Source organism: Clavibacter michiganensis, assembly GCF_016907085.1.
GTDB classification, from domain to species: domain Bacteria; phylum Actinomycetota; class Actinomycetes; order Actinomycetales; family Microbacteriaceae; genus Clavibacter; species Clavibacter michiganensis_O.
Genome location: NZ_JAFBBJ010000001.1, coordinates 3129169 through 3146532, shown reverse-complemented (window position 1 = coordinate 3146532; position 17364 = coordinate 3129169). Strand labels below are relative to the sequence as shown.

Below are 17364 nucleotides of genomic sequence, written 5' to 3'. Positions count from 1 at the left end.
CGACCCGGTCGCCCGCGCGAGCGGACGGACCGGGCCGGGTCGGACGGGCGCGGATCAGCCCTTCGTGGATCCCGCCAGGAGCCCCCGCACGAAGTACCGCTGGAGGCTGAAGAACACGATGAGCGGGACGATGAGCGAGACGAAGGCGGCCGCTGTCAGCCGCTGCCAGTCCTGCCCGCGCGTGCCCGTGAGCTCGGCGAGGCGCTGCGTGAGCGGCGCGACGTCGGCCGTGCCGCCCGAGAAGATCAGCGCCACCAGCAGGTCGTTCCAGACCCAGAGGAACTGGAAGATCGCGAACGACGCGATGGCGGGGAGCGCGAGCGGCAGGACGATGCGGAAGAACACCTGGCCGTGGCTCGCGCCGTCGACCCGGGCCGCCTCGATGACCTCGCCCGGGATCTCCGAGATGAAGTTGTGCAGCAGGAAGATGGCGAGCGGCAGCGCGAAGATCGTGTGCGCCACCCACACCGGCAGGTAGCCCTGCTCGGGGATGAGCGGGATCACGCCGTGCACGGCCTCCTGCAGCGGGCGGAGCGTGCGCGTGAACATCTGCAGCAGCGGGATGAGCGCCATCTGCAGCGGCACGATCTGGAGCGCGAAGATCAGCACGAACAGGAAGTTCGAGCCCTTGAACTTGATCCACGCGAACGCGTACGCCGCCATCGACGCGATGACGAGCGGGAACAGCGTCGCCGGGATCGCGATGGCGAGCGAGTTGACGAAGTACGAGCCCAGCTGCGGCGACGACTGCGACGTGGAGAGCAGCACGTCCTGGTAGTTGTCGAGCGTGAAGCCCGGGTTCTGGAAGATCGTCCACCAGCCCGTGGTCTGGATGAGGCCGGCCGGCCGGAACGACGAGACGAACAGGCCGAAGGTCGGCAGGGTCCAGAGCACCGCGATGATCAGCGCGGCGACGGTGGCCCGACGCGAGGTGAGCCGGTTCTTGACGCGGCGGCTCTTCGCGCCGACGGTGGCGGCCTGCTCGATGGTGCCGCGACGCGTCCCGCGGTCCGCGACGGGCAGGTCGGCGGGTGCGACGCTCATCGGATCTCCCTCTGCTTGCTCATGACGCGGACGTTGTAGATGACGATCGGCAGCACCATGAGGAACAGCACGATGGCGAGCGCCGAGCCTCGGCCCTGCTCGCCGGCGCGGAACGCCTGCGTGTACATCTCGTTGGCGATGACGCTGGTCTCGAAGTTGCCCGCGGTCATGGTGCGGACGATGTCGAAGACCTTGAGCGTCGCGATGGAGATGGTCGTGACCACCACGACGAGCGAGCCGCGGATCCCGGGGAGCGTCACGTTGAGGAAGCGCTCCCAGGCGTTCGTGCCGTCGAGCTGCGCGGCCTCGATCTGCTCGGTCGGCACGCCCTTGATGCTCGCGGAGAGCACGACCATGGCGAAGCCGGTCTGGATCCAGATCATCACGATGATGAGCAGCGCCGTGTTGACGGGCGAGGTCTGCAGCCACTGCACGGGCTCCTGGCCCGTCCAGACGAGGATCTGGTTGAGCAGGCCGATCTGCGCGTTGTCGCCCGACTTGTAGTCGTAGACGAAGCGCCAGATGATGCCGGCCCCGACGAACGAGATGGCCATCGGCATGAAGACGAGGGCCTTGAAGTACTTCTCGCCGCGCGACTTGTCGATGAAGACCGCGTAGGCGAGGCCGATGGCCGTCGACAGCAGCGGCACGAAGACCACCCAGATGACGGTGTTGAGCAGCGTGCGGAGCGCGGACGGCTGGGTGAACATCCAGACGAAGTTGTCGAACCCGGCCCACTCCCCCGAGTTGTCGCGGAAGGCGAGGAGGGTCGTGCGGAACGCGGGGTAGATGAGGCCGACGGCCAGCAGGATCAGCGCGGGGAGCACGAACGCGCCGAGCTGGACCCAGTCCTTGCCGCGCTTCGGCGCCTTGTCGATGAGGAAGAGGATCAGCCCGATCACCACGGCGAAGACGGCGAGCGCCACCACCACCTGGAGGATCTTGCCGATCAGATCAGCGGTCGTCATGGACGTCTCGCCCTTCGGGTCGGAGGGATGTGGGAGCGGGGCCGCCGCGCGTTCGCGGCGGCCCCGCATGGCCCCGCACGGATGCGGGAGCCGGTGCCGGCCCGGTCGGGGCCGGCGGTGGATCAGCCGGCGTCGATCAGGAAGCGGGCCAGCTCGACTCGATGGCGTCGACCGTCTTCTTGGTCGAGTCGCCGCTCAGCCAGCCGACGATCCCCTTCCAGAAGGAGTCGGTGCCGACCGCGCCGGGCATGAGGTCCGAGCCGTCGAACCGGAACGTGGCGTTCGGGTCCTGCAGGATCTCGATGCTCTGCTTGAGGATGTCGCTCGACGCGTTCGCGGGGTCCAGCCCCTTGTTCGCGCTGATGACGCCGCCGAGCTTCACGCGGTTGTTCGCCCAGGTGTCGCTCGAGAGGTAGGAGAGCACCGCGGTGATCTCGTCGCTCGACTTGAAGGCGCCGACGAGCTCGCCGCCGCCGGTGACGGCCGTGGCGTCGCCCTCGTTCGTGGGCGGCAGGAGGAACGCGTAGACGTCGCCGTCGGGCGAGACCTTCGCGTCGGTGCCGTCCGCCTTCTTCCAGAAGCCCTCGTAGAACGAGGCCTGGTGGTGCAGCGAGCACTCGCCGTCGAGGATCGGGAGGCCGGCGTCGCCGAACTCCGTGGAGATGATCGACGAGACGTCGCCGAGGCCGCCGTTGACGTAGTCGGGGTTCTTGATGATCTCGCCGACGCCGTCGAACGCCTTCGCGATGGCCGGGTCGTTGAACGGGATCTGGTGGGTGACCCACTTGTCGTAGGTCTCGGGTCCCGCCTCGCGGAGGACGTAGTCCTCGATCCAGTCGGTGCCCGGCCAGCCCGTGGCGTCGCCGGAGCCGATGCCGACGCACCAGGGCTTGTGGTCGCCCTCGTCCGCGATCTTCTTGGTGAGGTCCATGAGCTCGGCGGTGGACTTCGGGATCTCGTAGCCCTTCTCCTCGAACTCCGCCGGCGAGTACCAGACGTAGCCCTTGACGCTCGCCATCAGCGGCGCGCCGTAGAAGGTGCCGTCGACCGTGCCGTAGCCCTTCCAGTCGGTGGACCAGCCCTTGTCGACGTTCTCCTCGACGGCGGCGGGCGCGGCCTGCAGGTAGCCCTTCGACGCGAGCACGTTGAAGAGGCCCGGCTGCGGGATGATGCCGATGTCGGGGGCCGACTGGCCCTCGGCGAGGACCGCGATCTGCGCCTCGAACTCCTTGGTGCCCTGGTAGTTCACGGTGATGCCCGTGCAGGACTCGAAGTCCTTCCAGGACTCCACGAGCCGGTCGGCCTCGTCGTCCTGGATCGTGCCGCCGATGCTGACCTCGGGGCTCCCCTCGAACGTGCCGTACGACGAGTACGGCGAGCAGTCGGTGTCCGCGGCGTCCTCGGCCGCGATGTCGCCCGTGCAGCCCGTGAGCGCGAGGCCGGCGATGCCGACCGCTGCGAGGGGTGCCGCGAAGCGACGTCGGAATAGGGCATGGCCCATGTGCGTCTCCTCTTCATCGAGTGGATGCGGGTCCGCCCCGCCGTCCTGTCATGCGCGCGTCGGCGGGTGAGGCGCCGTCGCCTGAAAACTTTTCCGCCGTATGGGGAACCGGTTCCACAGGTCAACGTAGGGGAGCTCGCAGGTCACGGCAAGGTGGCTGAGGTAACGAAACGGTCTACCTCGCGGCGTCGGCCTGGGCGCACGCGCCGCGGATGGTCCATCATCGGACTCGGCCCCCGCGCATCCTGGAACCGCTTCCAGTGCGCGCGTCCGGCGCGACGAGGCGCCGCGGGTCCCGATGGAGGGAGCGCGATGAGCGCCATCGCCGACGTCGCCCGGCTCGCCGGGGTCTCCAAGGCCACCGCCTCGCGCGCGCTCAGCGGCCGCGGCTACGTCTCCCCCGGCACGCGCGACCGAGTCTCCGCGGCCGCCGCGGAGATCGGCTACGTCGTCTCCTCGAACGCGTCGAGCCTCGTGACCGGCCGGTCGAAGAACGTGGGCGTCGTCATGCCCTTCATCAACCGGTGGTTCTTCGCGGAGCTGCTCGAGGGGATCGAGGAGGCGCTCATCGAGGCCGACCACGACCTCACGCTGTACCGCCTGACCGCGGATCCCGAGCAGCGCCGCAAGGTCTTCGAGTACTTCCTCGTGCGCAAGCGCGTGGACGCCGTCATCGCGGTGAGCGTCGCGCTCACGCCCGCGGAGGTCGTGCGGCTGCGCGCGCTCGACAAGCCGCTCGTCGGGATCGGCGGGCCGGTCGAGGGCATGAGCACCCTGAGCATCGACGACGAGGCCGCGGCGCGCCTCGCCACCGAGCACCTGCTGAGCCTCGGGCACGCGCGCGTCGTGCACCTGGGCGGGGACCTGCACGCGCAGATGGCGTTCTTCGTGCACGCGAAGCGGTTGGCGGGCTACCGGGCGGCGATGGAGGCGGATCCTCGCGGGCTCGAGGCCCGGTTCGCCACGGCCGAGTTCACGATCGACGGCGGATTCCGCTCGGCCATGGCGCTGCTGGCCGACCCGCGGACGAGGCCGACGGCGATCTTCGCGGCGTCCGACGAGATCGCCATCGGGACGATCCTCGCGGCCCGGCAGCTGGGCATCGCCGTGCCCGCCGAGCTCTCGGTCGCCGGGATCGACGGGCACGCGCTCGCGCCGCTGTTCGGCCTGACGACCGTGGAGCAGCACCCGCGGACGCAGGGGCGCGCCGCCGTGGGCCTGGTGTTCGAGGGGCTCGCGGCGGAGGGAGCGGCCGAGCGGACCGTGACGGTGCCGGTCGACTTCCAGGCCCGCACGAGCACGACCGCGCCCCCGGCCCCGCGGGCGCCGTGAGGGCGGGCGGGTCCGGGGGCGATGCGCCGGCCGCGCGTCAGGCGTCGCCGGCGGTGACCGCCTGCGCCTCCTCGAGGGCGTCCACCGGCCGAGCGTCGACGCGACGCAGCCAGCGGTGTCCGGCCACCACGATCACGAGGGCGACGAGCACCGATCCGGCCGCGGCGTAGTAGGGCGTCGCGTCCGAGAACAGGTTCGCGAGCTCGGTCGCGGCGGGCGGGGCGATGGCGCCGCCGAGGAAGCGCACCGAGGAGTACGCGGAGGACGCGACGCTGCGCGGGTGGTCCGTCGCCTCCATCACGCACTCGGTGAGCACCGTGTTGAGGACGCCGAGGAGGAGCCCGCCGACGATCACGCACACCACGAGCCCGATCGAGGAGCGGACCACGAGGCCGGCCGCCGCGAGGTCCACCGCGAGGAGCGGGAGCACGAGCCGGAGGACCGAGGTGCGCGCCATGCGCCTCGTGAGGAGCGGCGCCACGAGCACCGACGTGATCGCGAGCCCGACTCCCCAGCCGAAGAACGTGAGGCCGAGGCCGATGGCGTCGAAGCCCAGCGGGAACGGCGTGTAGGCGAGGAGCACGAAGAAGCCGATGTTGTAGAAGAGCGCGGCCGCCGCGAGGACCGCGAGCGCGGGCGTGCGGAGCGCGCGGAGCGGGGCCGAGAGGCGCATGGGGGCGCGCGGCGCGTCGTCCTTCCCGAGGAGGGCCAGGATCGCGACGAAGCCGACGGCCATGAGCGTCGCGGTGCCGAAGAACGGGCCGCGCCAGCTCCAGCTGCCGAGGAGACCGCCGAGCAGCGGGCCGACCGCGATCCCGAGGCCGAGCGCCGCCTCGTAGAGCATGATCGCGGACGCGGTGCCGCCGGACGCGGATCCGACGATGGTGGCGAGCGCGGTGGAGATGAAGAGCGCGTTGCCGAGGCCCCAGCCGGCGCGGAAGCCGATGACCTGCTCCACGTCCTGCGAGAGGCCGGCCGCCGCGGCGAAGACCACGATGATCGCCAGGCCGATGAGGAGGGTGCGCTTGGCGCCGATGCGGCTGGAGATCCAGCTGGTGATGAGCATCGCGAGCCCGGTGACGAGCAGGTAGCTCGTGAAGAGGAGCTCCGTCTCGGTCGCGGTGGCGTCGAGGCTCGTGGCGATGGCGGGGAGGATCGGGTCGACGAGCCCGATGCCCATGAACGCGATGACGCACGCGAAGGCGACGGCGAAGACGGAGCGGGGCTGGCGGAAGATGTCGCGGAACGACGCGTGCTGCTGAGTGGACACGGGTGCGGTGTCGCCTCCTGGGATCGGTGCGGATGGGGGTGGGTGCGGGGTCGGCGGGCGCCGGCGGTCAGTCGCCCGCGGGCGCGGGCGCGGGCGCCGCCTCGCCGTCGACGCGCGACATGACGATCTCGACGGCCCGCGCGAGCACGGCCACGTCGTCGGCCGGGAGGTCGGCGAAGCGCGGGACGAGCGCGGTGGCCAGGCGGTCGCGCCAGTCGTCGAGCGCGGAACGGCCGTCCGGCGTGATCTCGAGGAGGGTCGCGCGCGCGTCGGACGGATCCGTCACCTGCGCGATCCAGCCCTGGGCGACGAGCGAGCGCACGATCTTGGTGGTCGTGGGCTGCGAGACGCGGCTGCGCTCGGCGAGCGCACCGAGGCGCATCCCGCCCGGCCACGTCACGAGCACCGACAGGGTGCGCCAGACGGCGGGCGAGCTCGTGCCGCCGACCTCGTGCGCGGCGAGGCGCGTGAGCCGGTGCCCGGCGGTCACCAGGTCGCCGAGCAGGGCGCGCAGGTCGTGATCGGTCATGCGTCAATCATATAGCCAGGCTATGCAGATGTCATCTCCTCCGTCGGATGTCCGAGAAGGGACGGCACCGCGCCCCGCCTCGCTCCGGACGGCCGTCGGGACGTAACGTGAAGGGGCCCGGCCTCCCCACCGGGCCCCGCCCCGAAGGACCCCATGAGCGACGCGCCGACCATCGACGGGCTCGAGCATGCGATGGGCGAGGCCCTGGACGGCGGCGCCGACGCGCAGGCCGCGGCGCTCCTCGCCGCCGGATGGCCCCTGCACGTCGACCTCCACTCCGACCGCATCCGCGCCCTCTACGACCGGCTCGACCCCGCGCTGTGGGAGGTCGACGTCTGGCTCGTCACCGGCATGGCCGCCACCTACCGCGGCGCGGTCGCCTCCGACCGCCGGGCCTCCATCGCCTACCGGTCCGCGCTCGACCTCCTCCTCACCGCGGATCCCCCGCCCGCCGCCCCGACGCGCGCCGCGGTCCTCGCGCATCGGGCCGCGGGCGACCGCCGGGTGGGCCGGCTGGCCGAGGCGCGCGACTCCCTCCACGAGGCCCGCGGGATCCTCGACACCGACCGCGGGATCCCGCTGCAGGAGCGCATCACCCTCCAGGCCCGCGTCGCGCTGCAGCACGGTCTCGTGCTCACGCACCTCGGCGACTTCACCGCGGCGCGCGACGAGCTCCGCATCGCGGAGGGCCTGGGCGAACGCCACCTCGTGCTGCCCGACCGGCTGGAGTGCCGCGGCGCGCTCGCCTACCTCGCCTACTGCCTCGGCGAGATCGAGGAGGCGCGCGACCTCGTCGTGCGCGCCCGCGGCCTGCTGGCCTCGCCGGGGGCCGATCCAGCGCTGGCCCGCAGCGGGTTCCTCGCGCCGGCCGAGATCGCCGCCACGCTGATCGCGGTGGACGAGACGCGTCCGGACGAGGCGACCCTCATCGTCGACGGCCTCCGTCCCGCGAGCGACGGCACCGACTGGGAGCTGCTCGCCCGCTACGCCGAGGCCACCGTGGCTGCGATCCGGGGCCTCCGGCTCGACGCGCTCGAGCACCTGCGCCGGCTGCACAACCTCGGCGTGGGCTGGGCGGAGCACGGCCCCGTCCCGACCATGCGCGACACGCTGCGGGCGTCGCTCCTCGTGCACCTGGAACAGCCGGCCGCGGCGTGGGACCTGCTCCGCACCCTCGAGCCGACGGCGCAGCATTCGACGTGCCCGGCGATGATCGCCGGTCGGCTGCGGGTCCAGGCCGACGACCACGTCGGCGCCCTCGCCCAGATGGCGGACTGCCTCGCGCTCGGCGACGCGCACTCGGGGCGCACCCTCGACGACGTGCTGCTCGTGGTCGCGGCGGCCTACCACGGCCTCGGCGACCACGCGCGGAGCGACCACGCGTTCGACCGCGCGGCGCTGCACGCCGTGACGACCGGCATCCTCCGACCGTTCGCGGTGTTCCCCGCCGCGGCGTCGCATGCGCTGCTCGACCGCGCCCTCGAGCGGGATCAGCTGCCGGACGTGCGGGAGATGCTCGTCGGCGTCCGCGCGGGGCGGGTGCGCGTCGAGTCCGCGCCGGTGGATCCGCTCACCGACCGCGAGCGCCTCATCGTCGCGTGCCTGGCCGACGGCCTGACGGTGACGCAGATCGCCGCCCGGCTCTTCATCTCGCCCAACACGGTGAAGTCGCACGTGCGGAGCGCCTACCGGAAGCTCGACGCGACGTCGCGATCCGAGGCAGTGGAGCGGGCGCGCGCCCTCGGGCACGACCTGCGGCCGGGCGTCGCCTGAGCCGACCGAGCCCGGGGACGACGCAGGGCGCCGACCCCCGAGGGGATCGGCGCCCTGAGCGCTGTGCTGTGGTGCGAGCTACTTGACGGTGACCGTCGCGCCCGCGGCCTCGAGCTGCGCCTTGGCCTTGTCGGCGGCCTCCTTGTTGGCGCCCTCCAGGACGGCCTTGGGGGCTCCGTCGACGAGCGCCTTCGCCTCGCCGAGACCGAGGCTCGTGAGGGCGCGCACCTCCTTGATGACCTGGATCTTCTTGTCGCCGGCGGCCTCGAGGATGACGTCGAAGGACGTCTTCTCCTCGACCTCCTCCGCGGGGGCGGCCGAGCCGGGGGCGGCGGCAGCGGCGACGGGCGCCGCGGCGGTGACCTCGAAGACCTCCTCGAACTTCTTGACGAAGTCGCTGAGCTCGATGAGCGTGAGCTCCTTGAAGGCCTCGATGAGCTCGTCGTTCGAGAGCTTTGCCATGGTGATTCTCCTTGGGTTGGTGTGGTGTCTGATGGATCAGTGCATCGCGCCCCGGGGATGGGACCCGAGGGGTGCTACTGAGCCGATTCCTGCTTCTCGCGCAGCGCCTCGACGGTGCGTACGGCCTGCGAGAGCGGTGCGTTGAACAGGTACGCCGCGCCGAAGAGCGAGGCCTTGAAGGCGCCGGCGAGCTTGCCCAGCAGCACCTCCCGCGACTCGAGGTCGGCGAGCTTGTTCACCTCGTCCGCCGTCAGGGGGTTGCCGTCGAAGTAACCGCCCTTCACGACGAGAAGAGGGTTGGCCTTGGTGAAGGTGCGCAGCGCCTTCGCGACGGCGACGGTGTCGCCGTGCACGAACGCGATCGCGGACGGGCCGACGAGCTCGTCGTCGAACGACGAGATCCCCGCCTGGTTCGCCGCGATCTTGGTCAGCGTGTTCTTCACCACGGCGTAGGTCGCGTCTGCACTGATGCTCTTCCGCAGCTGCTTGAGCTGGGCAACGGTGAGACCGCGGTACTCGGTGAGCAGTACGGCGTTCGAGCTGCGGAACTTCTCCGCGAGCTCGGCGACCGAGGCTTCCTTGTTCGCCATGGCACTCCTTATCACGTGGTTCCCCGACACCGCGGAAGCGGTGCGAGGTGCTGGCAGCCCCCGGCTGCACACATGAGAAACGCTCCGGCACAGGAGGCCGGAGCGGGAGTGTCGCGCAGGCCCTCAGGGCATGCGCTGCATCGTGCTTCGATCACCTGCGCGGGCCTTCACCTGAGTGAACCTTCGTCCGGCGCATCCCCTCGCGGAGGCACGCCGACGACCAGCGGTCTGTGGCTCCGCTAAGAGTAGGTGACGGGGATCGTCCGCGCAAGTCGGGCGACGCGGGCGATCCCCGGAGCGGTCAGTTCCCGACGACCGCGTGCGGCACGTAGTGCACCTCTAGCCGCGCGACCTCGTCGTCCGTGAGCTCGAGGTCGAGCGAGGCGACGGCGTCCTCGATGTGCGACGCCTTCGTGCCGCCCACGATGGGCGCCGTCACGACCGGGTTCCGCGACACCCAGGCCAGCGCGACCTGCGCCCGCGGCACCCCGCGCGCCTCGGCCACCTCGGCGACGGCGGCGGCGACCTGCCGGTCCGCGTCCTCCTGCGCCGCGTAGAGCGTCGTGCCGAACGCGTCGGTCTCGCTGCGGGCCGTCGACGCGTCCCAGTCGCGCGTGAGGCGGCCGCGGGCGAGCGGGCTCCACGGCAGGGAGCCCACGCCCTCATCGGCGCAGAGGGGCAGCATCTCGCGCTCCTCCTCGCGGTTCACGAGGTTGTAGTGGTCCTGCATGGTGACGAACGGCGCCCAGCCGTTCGCCCGCTGCAGGTGCAGCGCCTTCGAGAACCGCCACGCGTCCATCGACGAGGCGCCGAGATAGCGCACCTTGCCGGCCTTCACCAGGTCGTGGAGCGCCTCGAGGGTCTCCTCCAGCGGCGTCGCGGGGTCGAAGCGGTGGATCTGGTACAGGTCCACGTAGTCGGTCCCGAGCCGGCGGAGGCTCTCGTCGATCTGCCACATGATGTGCTTCCGCGACAGCCCGCGGGAGTTCGGCCCCTCCCCCATGGCGCCGTGCACCTTGGTGGCGATGACCACCTCCTCGCGCGTCGTCATCGCCTTCAGCGCGCGACCCGTGATCTCCTCGCTCGATCCGTCGGAGTACACGTTCGCGGTGTCGAAGAACGTGATCCCGAGCTCGACCGCGCGGCGGATGAGCGGGATCGAGTCCTCCTCCGTGAGCGTCCACGCGTGGTTGCCGCGCGTCGGCTCGCCGTAGCTCATGCAGCCGAGCGCGATGGCCGAGACCTCGGTGCCCGTGCTGCCCAGGCGGACGTACCTCATGACGGGTGCCCCGCGACCGGGTCGTCGCCCGTGGTGGCCGGAGCGTGGTCCCGCCAGGTGTGCTCGGGCTCGTAGCCGAGGATCCGGCGGGCCTTGTCGATGGACAGCAGCGTCTCGTGCTCGCCCAGGTCCTTCGTGACCTCGACGCCCGGGAAGACCTCGGCGGCGAGCTCGGCCGACGAGCGGCTCATCACGGTGTCGGCGTTCGCGACGATGAAGCGGTCGAAGCCCGGCGCGTCGTGCTCGAGCGCCTTGCGGACGGCCTGCGCGCCGTCGCGGCCGTCGATGTAGCCCCACAGGTTCCACTTGCGCGCGAGCGCGTCGTCGTCGAACCCGGGGAACTCGTCGTAGTCGTCCACGTCCATGACGTTGGAGAAGCGGAGCGCGGTGACCTGCAGCTCCGGATCCCAGCGGCACAGCTCGATCGCCATCTGCTCCTCGAGGTGCTTCACGAGCGAGTAGGTGCTGTTCGGCTGCGCGGGGTACTCCTCGTCGACGGGGAGGTACGGCGGCGGCACGTCGAACGGCAGGCCGAGCACGGTCTCGCTGGAGGCGTAGACGACCTTCTTGATGCCCGCCCGGCGCGCGGCCTGGAAGACGTTGAAGCTCGTGAGCATGTTGTTGTGGAACGTGGCCACGTCGCTGAGGATCGCGGGGGCCGGGATCGCGGCGAGGTGGACGACGGCGTCGAACCCGTCATGCAGGTCCTGGACGCCGAACAGCGCGTCCACCACCTGCCCGTAGTCGGTGGTGTCGACGCGGACGTAGCCGGATCCGCGCTCCCCCACCTGGTCGATGTTGGTGACCTCGTGTCCGTGGGCGCGCAGGTCGGCCACGACGTGGCGGCCGAGCTTCCCCGAGCCTCCGGTGACGGCGATTCTCATCAGCTGGCATCTCCTTCGTGGGGCGGTTCCGCCCCTCGTCCATCCTGGCCCGCGGCCGGGAGGGACGACAGCGGCACCCGGCGGACCCGCAGCCCGGACACGGCGACGGCCCGCCGCCCCCTCTCGGGGACGACGGGCCGTCGTGGTGGCGCTGGCTGCTCGCTACTCGCTCGTGATGGCGAGATCCGGCGTGCCGGTCCCGGTGCCGATGCCGGCCGCGACCGAGATGCCCTCGCGCTGCGTGGTGACGAACGTGAACTGGCCGTCCACGTAGTCCACGTGCACGTGGTCGCCCGCGTTGAGGTCGCCCTGCAGGATGCGCTCCGACAGGCGGTCCTCGATCTCGTGCTGCACCGCGCGGCGGAGGGGCCGGGCGCCGAGCGACGGGTCGAAGCCGACCTCGATGAGGCGCTCCTTCGCGGCGGTCTCGAGCGTGATCGTGAGGTCGCGGTCCATCATGCGGTCCGACAGGCGCTTCACGAACAGGTCGACGATCTGGAGCAGCTCGGGCTTCGACAGCTGCGGGAACACGATGGTGTCGTCCACGCGGTTGAGGAACTCGGGCTTGAAGTTCTTCTTCAGCTCCTCGCTGACCTTGCCCTTCATGCGCTCGTAGGAGTTCGCGGCGTTGTTCTCGACCTGGAACCCGACCGGGGCGCCCGTGATGTCCTTGGTGCCGAGGTTGGTGGTCATGATGATGACCGTGTTCTTGAAGTCGACCACGCGGCCCTGGCCATCCGTCAGGCGTCCCTCCTCCAGGATCTGGAGGAGCGAGTTGAAGATGTCCGGGTGGGCCTTCTCGATCTCGTCGAAGAGCACCACGGAGAACGGCTTGCGGCGCACCTTCTCGGTGAGCTGGCCGCCCTCCTCGAAGCCCACGAATCCGGGAGGGGCGCCGAAGAGGCGGCTCACGGTGTGCTTCTCGCCGTACTCGCTCATGTCGAGCGAGATGAGGGCGTCCTCGTCGTCGAACAGGAACTCCGCCAGGGCCTTCGCGAGCTCCGTCTTGCCGACGCCCGTGGGGCCGGCGAAGATGAACGATCCCGAGGGACGACGCGGGTCCTTGAGCCCGGCGCGGGTGCGGCGGATGGTCTTGGACAGGGCCGAGATGGCCTCCTCCTGGCCGATGACCCGCTGGTGCAGGGCCTTCTCCATGAAGACGAGGCGGGAGGACTCCTCCTCCGTGAGCTTGAACACCGGGATGCCCGTGGCCTGCGCCAGGACCTCGGCGATCAGGCCCTCGTCGACCTCGGCGGTGGTGCGGACGTCGCCCGAGCGCCACTGCTTCTCGAGGCGGAGGCGCTCGCCGAGGAGGTTCTTCTCCTCGTCGCGCAGGCTCGCGGCCTTCTCGAAGTCCTGGTCCTCGATGGCGGTCTCCTTGGCCACGCGGACCGTGGAGATACGCTCGTCGAACTCGCGGAGCTCCGGCGGCGCCGACAGGATCGAGAGGCGCAGGCGGGCGCCGGCCTCGTCGATCAGGTCGATGGCCTTGTCCGGGAGGAACCGGTCGGCGATGTAGCGGTCGGCGAGGTTCGCGGCGGACACGATGGCGCCGTCGGTGATGGACACCTTGTGGAACGCCTCGTACCGGTCGCGCAGGCCCTTGAGGATGTTGATGGTGTGGGGCAGCGAGGGCTCCTGCACCTGGATGGGCTGGAAGCGGCGCTCGAGGGCCGCGTCCTTCTCGAAGTGCTTGCGGTACTCGTCGAGCGTGGTGGCGCCGATGGTCTGCAGCTCGCCGCGCGCGAGGAGCGGCTTGAGGATGCTGGCCGCGTCGATCGCGCCCTCGGCGGCACCCGCGCCGACGAGGGTGTGGATCTCGTCGATGAAGGTGATGATGTCGCCGCGGGTGCGGATCTCCTTGGTGACCTTCTTGAGGCGCTCCTCGAAGTCGCCGCGGTAGCGGGATCCGGCGATGAGCGAGCCGAGGTCGAGCGTGTAGAGCTGCTTGTCCTTCAGCGTCTCCGGGACGTCGCCCTTGACGATGGCCTGCGCCAGGCCCTCGACGACGGCGGTCTTGCCGACACCGGGCTCGCCGATGAGGACGGGGTTGTTCTTGGAGCGGCGCGACAGGATCTGCATCACGCGCTCGATCTCCTTCTCGCGCCCGATGACGGGATCGAGCTTGCCGTCGCGCGCGGCCTGCGTGAGGTTGCGCCCGAACTGGTCGAGGACCGTGGAGCCCGCCTGCTGGCTCTGCTGCGCCTCGCCGCCGACGGCGACCGCCTCCTTGCCCTGGTAGCCGGACAGGAGCTGGATGACCTGCTGGCGCACGCGGTTGAGGTCGGCGCCGAGCTTGACGAGCACCTGCGCGGCGACGCCCTCGCCCTCGCGGATCAGGCCGAGGAGGATGTGCTCGGTGCCGATGTAGTTGTGGCCGAGCTGGAGGGCCTCGCGGAGCGACAGCTCCAGGACCTTCTTGGCACGCGGCGTGAACGGGATGTGCCCCGTGGGCTGCTGCTGGCCCTGGCCGATGATGTCCTGGACCTGTTCGCGGACGGCATCGAGGGAGATGCCGAGCGACTCCAGGGCCTTGGCGGCCACGCCTTCGCCCTCGTGGATGAGGCCGAGCAGGATGTGCTCGGTCCCGATGTAGTTGTGGTTGAGCATCTTGGCCTCTTCTTGGGCCAGGACGACGACGCGACGAGCGCGGTCGGTGAATCTCTCGAACATCTGTATCTCCCTGGGCACCGGGGCAGGGGGCCGGCGCCGATATGTAGAGAGTAACGACGGGTCCGAGGAGTGCATGCCCCTGTTCGCCGTGGGCGTGACGCGATGCGGCGGGCGGCGGATCCGGGCCGGGAGCGGCCGACGAGTGCGGTCCGCGCTAGCGGTCGGCGTCGGGCGCGGGCACGCCCATGCGGGCGCGCTCCTTCGCCTCGATGGCGGCGTAGGCCTTGCGCTCCTGCTTGTCCGCCTGGATGACCGCTCGCATGATGAACCAGAAGATCAGGCCCACGCCGAGGGTGGGGAGGATCGACCAGATCGCGCTCGCCCAGAAATCATCCATGCGAGAAGGATACGCCGCGCTCTAGGTGAGGATGCCGTAGACGCCCTGGCCGATCATGACGACGGCGATGCCGCCCACGATGATCCAGAGGGCGTAGCGCGCGGTGGTGGGCTTCTTCGGGTTCGAGCCGTCGGGGCCTAATGGCATGGTCGCCTACTTCACTAGAGGGAACAGGATGGTCTCGCGGATGCCGAGACCGGTGATGGCCATGAGGAGCCGGTCGACCCCCATGCCCATGCCGCCCGAGGGCGGCATGCCGTGCTCGAGGGCACGGAGGAACTCCTCGTCGAGCGGCATGGCCTCGTCGTCGCCGCGCGCCGACTGGCGCGCCTGGTCGACGAAGCGCTCGCGCTGGACGACGGGGTCCACGAGCTCGGAGTAGCCGGTGGCCAGCTCGAAGCCGCGGATGTAGAGGTCCCACTTCTCGACGACGCCCTCGATGGAGCGGTGCGCGCGCGTGAGCGGCGAGGTCTCGACAGGGAAGTCGAGGACGAAGGTGGGGCGCTCGAGCCCGCCCTTGACGAAGTGCTCCCAGAGCTCCTCGACGAGCTTGCCGTGCGTGCTCAGCGGCACGACGACGCCCTCGCGATCGGCGATGGCCTGGAGCTCGTCGACGGTCGTGGCGGGCGTGATCTCGACACCCGCGGCCTCGCTCAGCGAGCCGTACATGGAGATCCGGTCCCACTCGCCGCCGAGGTCGTACTCGGTGCCGTCGGCCCACGTGACCACGTGTCCGCCGGCGACGGCCATCGCGGCGTCCTGCACCAGGGTCTGGGTGAGCTCCGCGATGGAGGTGTAGTCGCCGTAGGCCTCGTACGCCTCGAGCATCGCGAACTCGGGGCTGTGCGTCGAGTCGGCGCCCTCGTTGCGGAAGTTGCGGTTGATCTCGAAGACGCGGTCGATGCCGCCGACGACCGCGCGCTTGAGATAGAGCTCGGGCGCGATGCGGAGGTACATCTCCGTGTCGAAGGCGTTGGAGTGCGTGACGAACGGGCGGGCGGACGCGCCGCCGTGCATCACCTGCAGCATGGGCGTCTCGACCTCGACGTAGCCCCGCTTCCGGAACGTCTCGCGCATCGAGGCGTTGACCTTCGCGCGGTCGAGGACGTTCTTGCGCGCCTGGTCGCGCACGATGAGGTCGAGGTAGCGGCTGCGGACCCGGGTCTCGTCGGAGAGCTCGGAGTGGAGGTTCGGCAGGGGCAGCAGGGCCTTCGATGCGATGCGCCACTCGGTCGCCATGATGGACAGCTCGCCCTTCCGGCTCGCGATGACGCGGCCCGCGACGAAGACGTGGTCGCCCAGGTCGACGAGCTCCTTCCACGCGGCGAGCGCCTCGTCGCCGACCTCGGCCAGCGAGATCATGGCCTGGATGCGCGTGCCGTCGCCCGCCTGGAGCGTGGCGAAGCAGAGCTTGCCGGTGTTGCGGAAGTGGACGACGCGGCCGGCGATGCCGACCACGTGGTCGGTCTCCTCGCCGGGCTCGAGGTGGCCGAACTCGGCGCGGACGGCCGGGATGGTCGTTGTGACCGGGACCTGCACGGGGTACGCGCCCCCGCCGGGGCCGCCCTCGGCGTTGAGGCGGGCGCGCTTGGCGAGGCGCACGGCCTTCTGCTCGGCGACGTCCTCGGCGGATCCCTCCACGGCGGGAGCGGGGGCGGTCTCGGGCGTCGCGGGCGTTCCGGGGCTGTCGGTCATGTGCGGGCGGATCCTCGCGGGTCGTGGGTTCGTGGGCGGCCGAGCGGCCTCCCGTCGATTCTCGCAGGTGCGGGCGGGGCCCGGGCACGCCCGCGGATCGGATGCCCGCGAGGTCAGGCGATGACGACGGTCTCGTTGTCGATGAGGCGCGTGCTGCCGACGCGGGCGGCGACGACGGCGAGCGCGACGCCCGTGAAGCCGTCGTCGACGGACTCGAATGTGGTCGGATCCACCACCTGGAAGTAGTCGAGCGCGACGGCGGGCTCCCCCATCACCACGGACTGGGCGGCGGCGATGACGGCGTCGATGCCGCGGTCCCCGGCGCTCTGGGCGGCCTCGAGGGCGGCCGGGATGACGCGGGCTGCGCGGCGCTCGCGGTCGTCGAGGTAGCGGTTGCGGCTGGAGAGGGCGAGGCCGTCGGGCTCGCGCACCGTGGGCAGCTCCTCGATGCGGACGGGCAGGTCGAGGTCGCGCACCATGCGGCGCACGAGGTGCAGCTGCTGCGCGTCCTTACGGCCGAAGGTGGCGACGTCGGGCGCCACGATGTGCAGGAGCTTCGCCACGACGGTGAGCATGCCGTCGAAGTGACCGGGGCGGGAGCGGCCCTCCAGGGTGAGGGCGACGGATCCGCCGGTGACGCGGATGCGCGCGGGGCCGTCCGGGTACATCTCGGCCGCGGAGGGCGCGAAGACGAGGTCGGCGCCGGTCTCCGCGAGCGCGGCGACGTCGGCGTCGAGCGTGCGCGGGTACGCGTCGAGGTCCTCGCCCGCGCCGAACTGCAGGGGGTTGACGAAGATCGAGACGACCACGAGGGAGCCGAGCTCGCGGGCGCGGCGCGCGTGCGCGAGGTGGCCCTCGTGCAGCGCGCCCATGGTGGGGACGAGGACGACGACGGGCGCCTCCCCCGCGGCCGTGCGCGCGGCCCGGTGGTCGCGGACGCGGGCGCGCAGCTCGGCGATGCCGGTGACGACGGTGGGCGCGGGGATCGTCATGCCGTGGTGCTCCTCGGGTGCTCGGGACGCGGACA

16 protein-coding genes are annotated in these 17364 nt (G+C 71.1%); 2 read left to right on the top strand and 14 right to left on the bottom strand.

Annotated elements, in window-relative coordinates:
* Nucleotides 1–54 precede the first annotated feature (54 nt).
* The 3 genes from JOE38_RS14885 to JOE38_RS14875 all read right to left on the bottom strand — a co-directional run bounded on the left by JOE38_RS14885 (nt 55) and on the right by JOE38_RS14875 (nt 3513).
* The gene (locus tag JOE38_RS14885; protein ID WP_204576967.1) at nt 55–1044 is read right to left on the bottom strand and encodes a carbohydrate ABC transporter permease; all 990 of its coding nucleotides are present in this window, start codon (nt 1042–1044) and stop codon (nt 55–57) included.
* Entirely contained in the window at nt 1041–2012 is a 972-nt protein-coding gene (locus JOE38_RS14880) for a carbohydrate ABC transporter permease (protein ID WP_204576966.1), read from the bottom strand. The genes JOE38_RS14885 and JOE38_RS14880 overlap by 4 nt, the downstream gene beginning before the upstream one ends.
* A 136-nt stretch (nt 2013–2148) precedes the next feature.
* Nucleotides 2149–3513, bottom strand: a complete 1365-nt coding sequence (locus JOE38_RS14875) for an ABC transporter substrate-binding protein (protein WP_204576965.1) — start codon at nt 3511–3513, stop codon at nt 2149–2151.
* A gap of 312 nt (nt 3514–3825) precedes the next feature.
* Here JOE38_RS14875 and JOE38_RS14870 point away from each other — a divergent pair, with 312 nt between their 5' ends.
* Nucleotides 3826–4845, top strand: a complete 1020-nt coding sequence (locus JOE38_RS14870) for a LacI family DNA-binding transcriptional regulator (RefSeq protein WP_204576964.1) — start codon at nt 3826–3828, stop codon at nt 4843–4845.
* A 37-nt stretch (nt 4846–4882) separates the two neighbouring features.
* Here JOE38_RS14870 and JOE38_RS14865 read toward each other — a convergent pair whose 3' ends face one another.
* Nucleotides 4883–6115 (bottom strand): MFS transporter, encoded by a 1233-nt coding sequence (locus JOE38_RS14865; RefSeq protein ID WP_204576963.1) that lies wholly within the window; start codon nt 6113–6115, stop codon nt 4883–4885.
* A gap of 67 nt (nt 6116–6182) precedes the next feature.
* Nucleotides 6183–6644, bottom strand: coding sequence for a MarR family winged helix-turn-helix transcriptional regulator (locus tag JOE38_RS14860; RefSeq protein WP_204576962.1), 462 nt, complete (start codon nt 6642–6644; stop codon nt 6183–6185).
* Nucleotides 6645–6797: 153 nt separating this feature from the next.
* Between JOE38_RS14860 and JOE38_RS14855 the strand changes: the two genes are divergently transcribed.
* On the top strand, nt 6798–8417 hold the full coding sequence (locus JOE38_RS14855) for a LuxR family transcriptional regulator (RefSeq protein WP_204576961.1): 1620 nt from the start codon (nt 6798–6800) through the stop codon (nt 8415–8417).
* A gap of 78 nt (nt 8418–8495) precedes the next feature.
* Here the strand turns inward: JOE38_RS14855 and rplL are convergent, their stop codons facing one another.
* The 9 genes from rplL to panC form a co-directional block, all read right to left on the bottom strand.
* Nucleotides 8496–8879, bottom strand: coding sequence for a 50S ribosomal protein L7/L12 (gene rplL, locus JOE38_RS14850; RefSeq protein ID WP_045529261.1), 384 nt, complete (start codon nt 8877–8879; stop codon nt 8496–8498).
* A 74-nt stretch (nt 8880–8953) separates the two neighbouring features.
* On the bottom strand, nt 8954–9469 hold the full coding sequence (rplJ, locus tag JOE38_RS14845; RefSeq protein ID WP_012037545.1) for a 50S ribosomal protein L10: 516 nt from the start codon (nt 9467–9469) through the stop codon (nt 8954–8956).
* Between the two features lie 301 nt (nt 9470–9770).
* Entirely contained in the window at nt 9771–10748 is a 978-nt protein-coding gene (locus tag JOE38_RS14840) for an aldo/keto reductase (protein WP_204576960.1), read from the bottom strand.
* Nucleotides 10745–11632, bottom strand: coding sequence for an NAD-dependent epimerase/dehydratase family protein (locus tag JOE38_RS14835; RefSeq protein WP_204576959.1), 888 nt, complete (start codon nt 11630–11632; stop codon nt 10745–10747). The genes JOE38_RS14840 and JOE38_RS14835 overlap by 4 nt, the downstream gene beginning before the upstream one ends.
* A 162-nt stretch (nt 11633–11794) precedes the next feature.
* Nucleotides 11795–14305, bottom strand: a complete 2511-nt coding sequence (locus JOE38_RS14830; protein ID WP_045529264.1) for an ATP-dependent Clp protease ATP-binding subunit — start codon at nt 14303–14305, stop codon at nt 11795–11797.
* A 154-nt stretch (nt 14306–14459) separates the two neighbouring features.
* Entirely contained in the window at nt 14460–14642 is a 183-nt protein-coding gene (locus JOE38_RS14825; RefSeq protein ID WP_012037541.1) for a hypothetical protein, read from the bottom strand.
* 21 nt (nt 14643–14663) lie between these two features.
* Nucleotides 14664–14789: a hypothetical protein gene (locus JOE38_RS15980; protein ID WP_012037540.1), complete on the bottom strand. Its 126-nt coding sequence runs from the start codon at nt 14787–14789 to the stop codon at nt 14664–14666.
* Between the two features lie 6 nt (nt 14790–14795).
* Nucleotides 14796–16337: a lysine--tRNA ligase gene (lysS, locus tag JOE38_RS14820; RefSeq protein WP_204576958.1), complete on the bottom strand. Its 1542-nt coding sequence runs from the start codon at nt 16335–16337 to the stop codon at nt 14796–14798.
* A gap of 113 nt (nt 16338–16450) precedes the next feature.
* Nucleotides 16451–17329: a pantoate--beta-alanine ligase gene (gene panC, locus JOE38_RS14815; protein WP_204576957.1), complete on the bottom strand. Its 879-nt coding sequence runs from the start codon at nt 17327–17329 to the stop codon at nt 16451–16453.
* Nucleotides 17330–17364 lie beyond the last annotated feature (35 nt).

Coding starts and splice junctions, on each gene's coding strand:
- JOE38_RS14870 (WP_204576964.1), top strand. CDS start 3,826: ATGAGCGCCATCGCCGACGTCGCCCGGCTCGCCGGGGTCTCCAAGGCC.
- JOE38_RS14830 (WP_045529264.1), bottom strand. CDS start 14,305: ATGTTCGAGAGATTCACCGACCGCGCTCGTCGCGTCGTCGTCCTGGCC.
- rplJ (WP_012037545.1), bottom strand. CDS start 9,469: ATGGCGAACAAGGAAGCCTCGGTCGCCGAGCTCGCGGAGAAGTTCCGC.
- rplL (WP_045529261.1), bottom strand. CDS start 8,879: ATGGCAAAGCTCTCGAACGACGAGCTCATCGAGGCCTTCAAGGAGCTC.
- JOE38_RS14885 (WP_204576967.1), bottom strand. CDS start 1,044: ATGAGCGTCGCACCCGCCGACCTGCCCGTCGCGGACCGCGGGACGCGT.
- JOE38_RS15980 (WP_012037540.1), bottom strand. CDS start 14,789: ATGCCATTAGGCCCCGACGGCTCGAACCCGAAGAAGCCCACCACCGCG.
- panC (WP_204576957.1), bottom strand. CDS start 17,329: ATGACGATCCCCGCGCCCACCGTCGTCACCGGCATCGCCGAGCTGCGC.
- JOE38_RS14880 (WP_204576966.1), bottom strand. CDS start 2,012: ATGACGACCGCTGATCTGATCGGCAAGATCCTCCAGGTGGTGGTGGCG.
- JOE38_RS14835 (WP_204576959.1), bottom strand. CDS start 11,632: ATGAGAATCGCCGTCACCGGAGGCTCGGGGAAGCTCGGCCGCCACGTC.
- lysS (WP_204576958.1), bottom strand. CDS start 16,337: ATGACCGACAGCCCCGGAACGCCCGCGACGCCCGAGACCGCCCCCGCT.
- JOE38_RS14825 (WP_012037541.1), bottom strand. CDS start 14,642: ATGGATGATTTCTGGGCGAGCGCGATCTGGTCGATCCTCCCCACCCTC.
- JOE38_RS14855 (WP_204576961.1), top strand. CDS start 6,798: ATGAGCGACGCGCCGACCATCGACGGGCTCGAGCATGCGATGGGCGAG.
- JOE38_RS14840 (WP_204576960.1), bottom strand. CDS start 10,748: ATGAGGTACGTCCGCCTGGGCAGCACGGGCACCGAGGTCTCGGCCATC.
- JOE38_RS14875 (WP_204576965.1), bottom strand. CDS start 3,513: ATGGGCCATGCCCTATTCCGACGTCGCTTCGCGGCACCCCTCGCAGCG.
- JOE38_RS14860 (WP_204576962.1), bottom strand. CDS start 6,644: ATGACCGATCACGACCTGCGCGCCCTGCTCGGCGACCTGGTGACCGCC.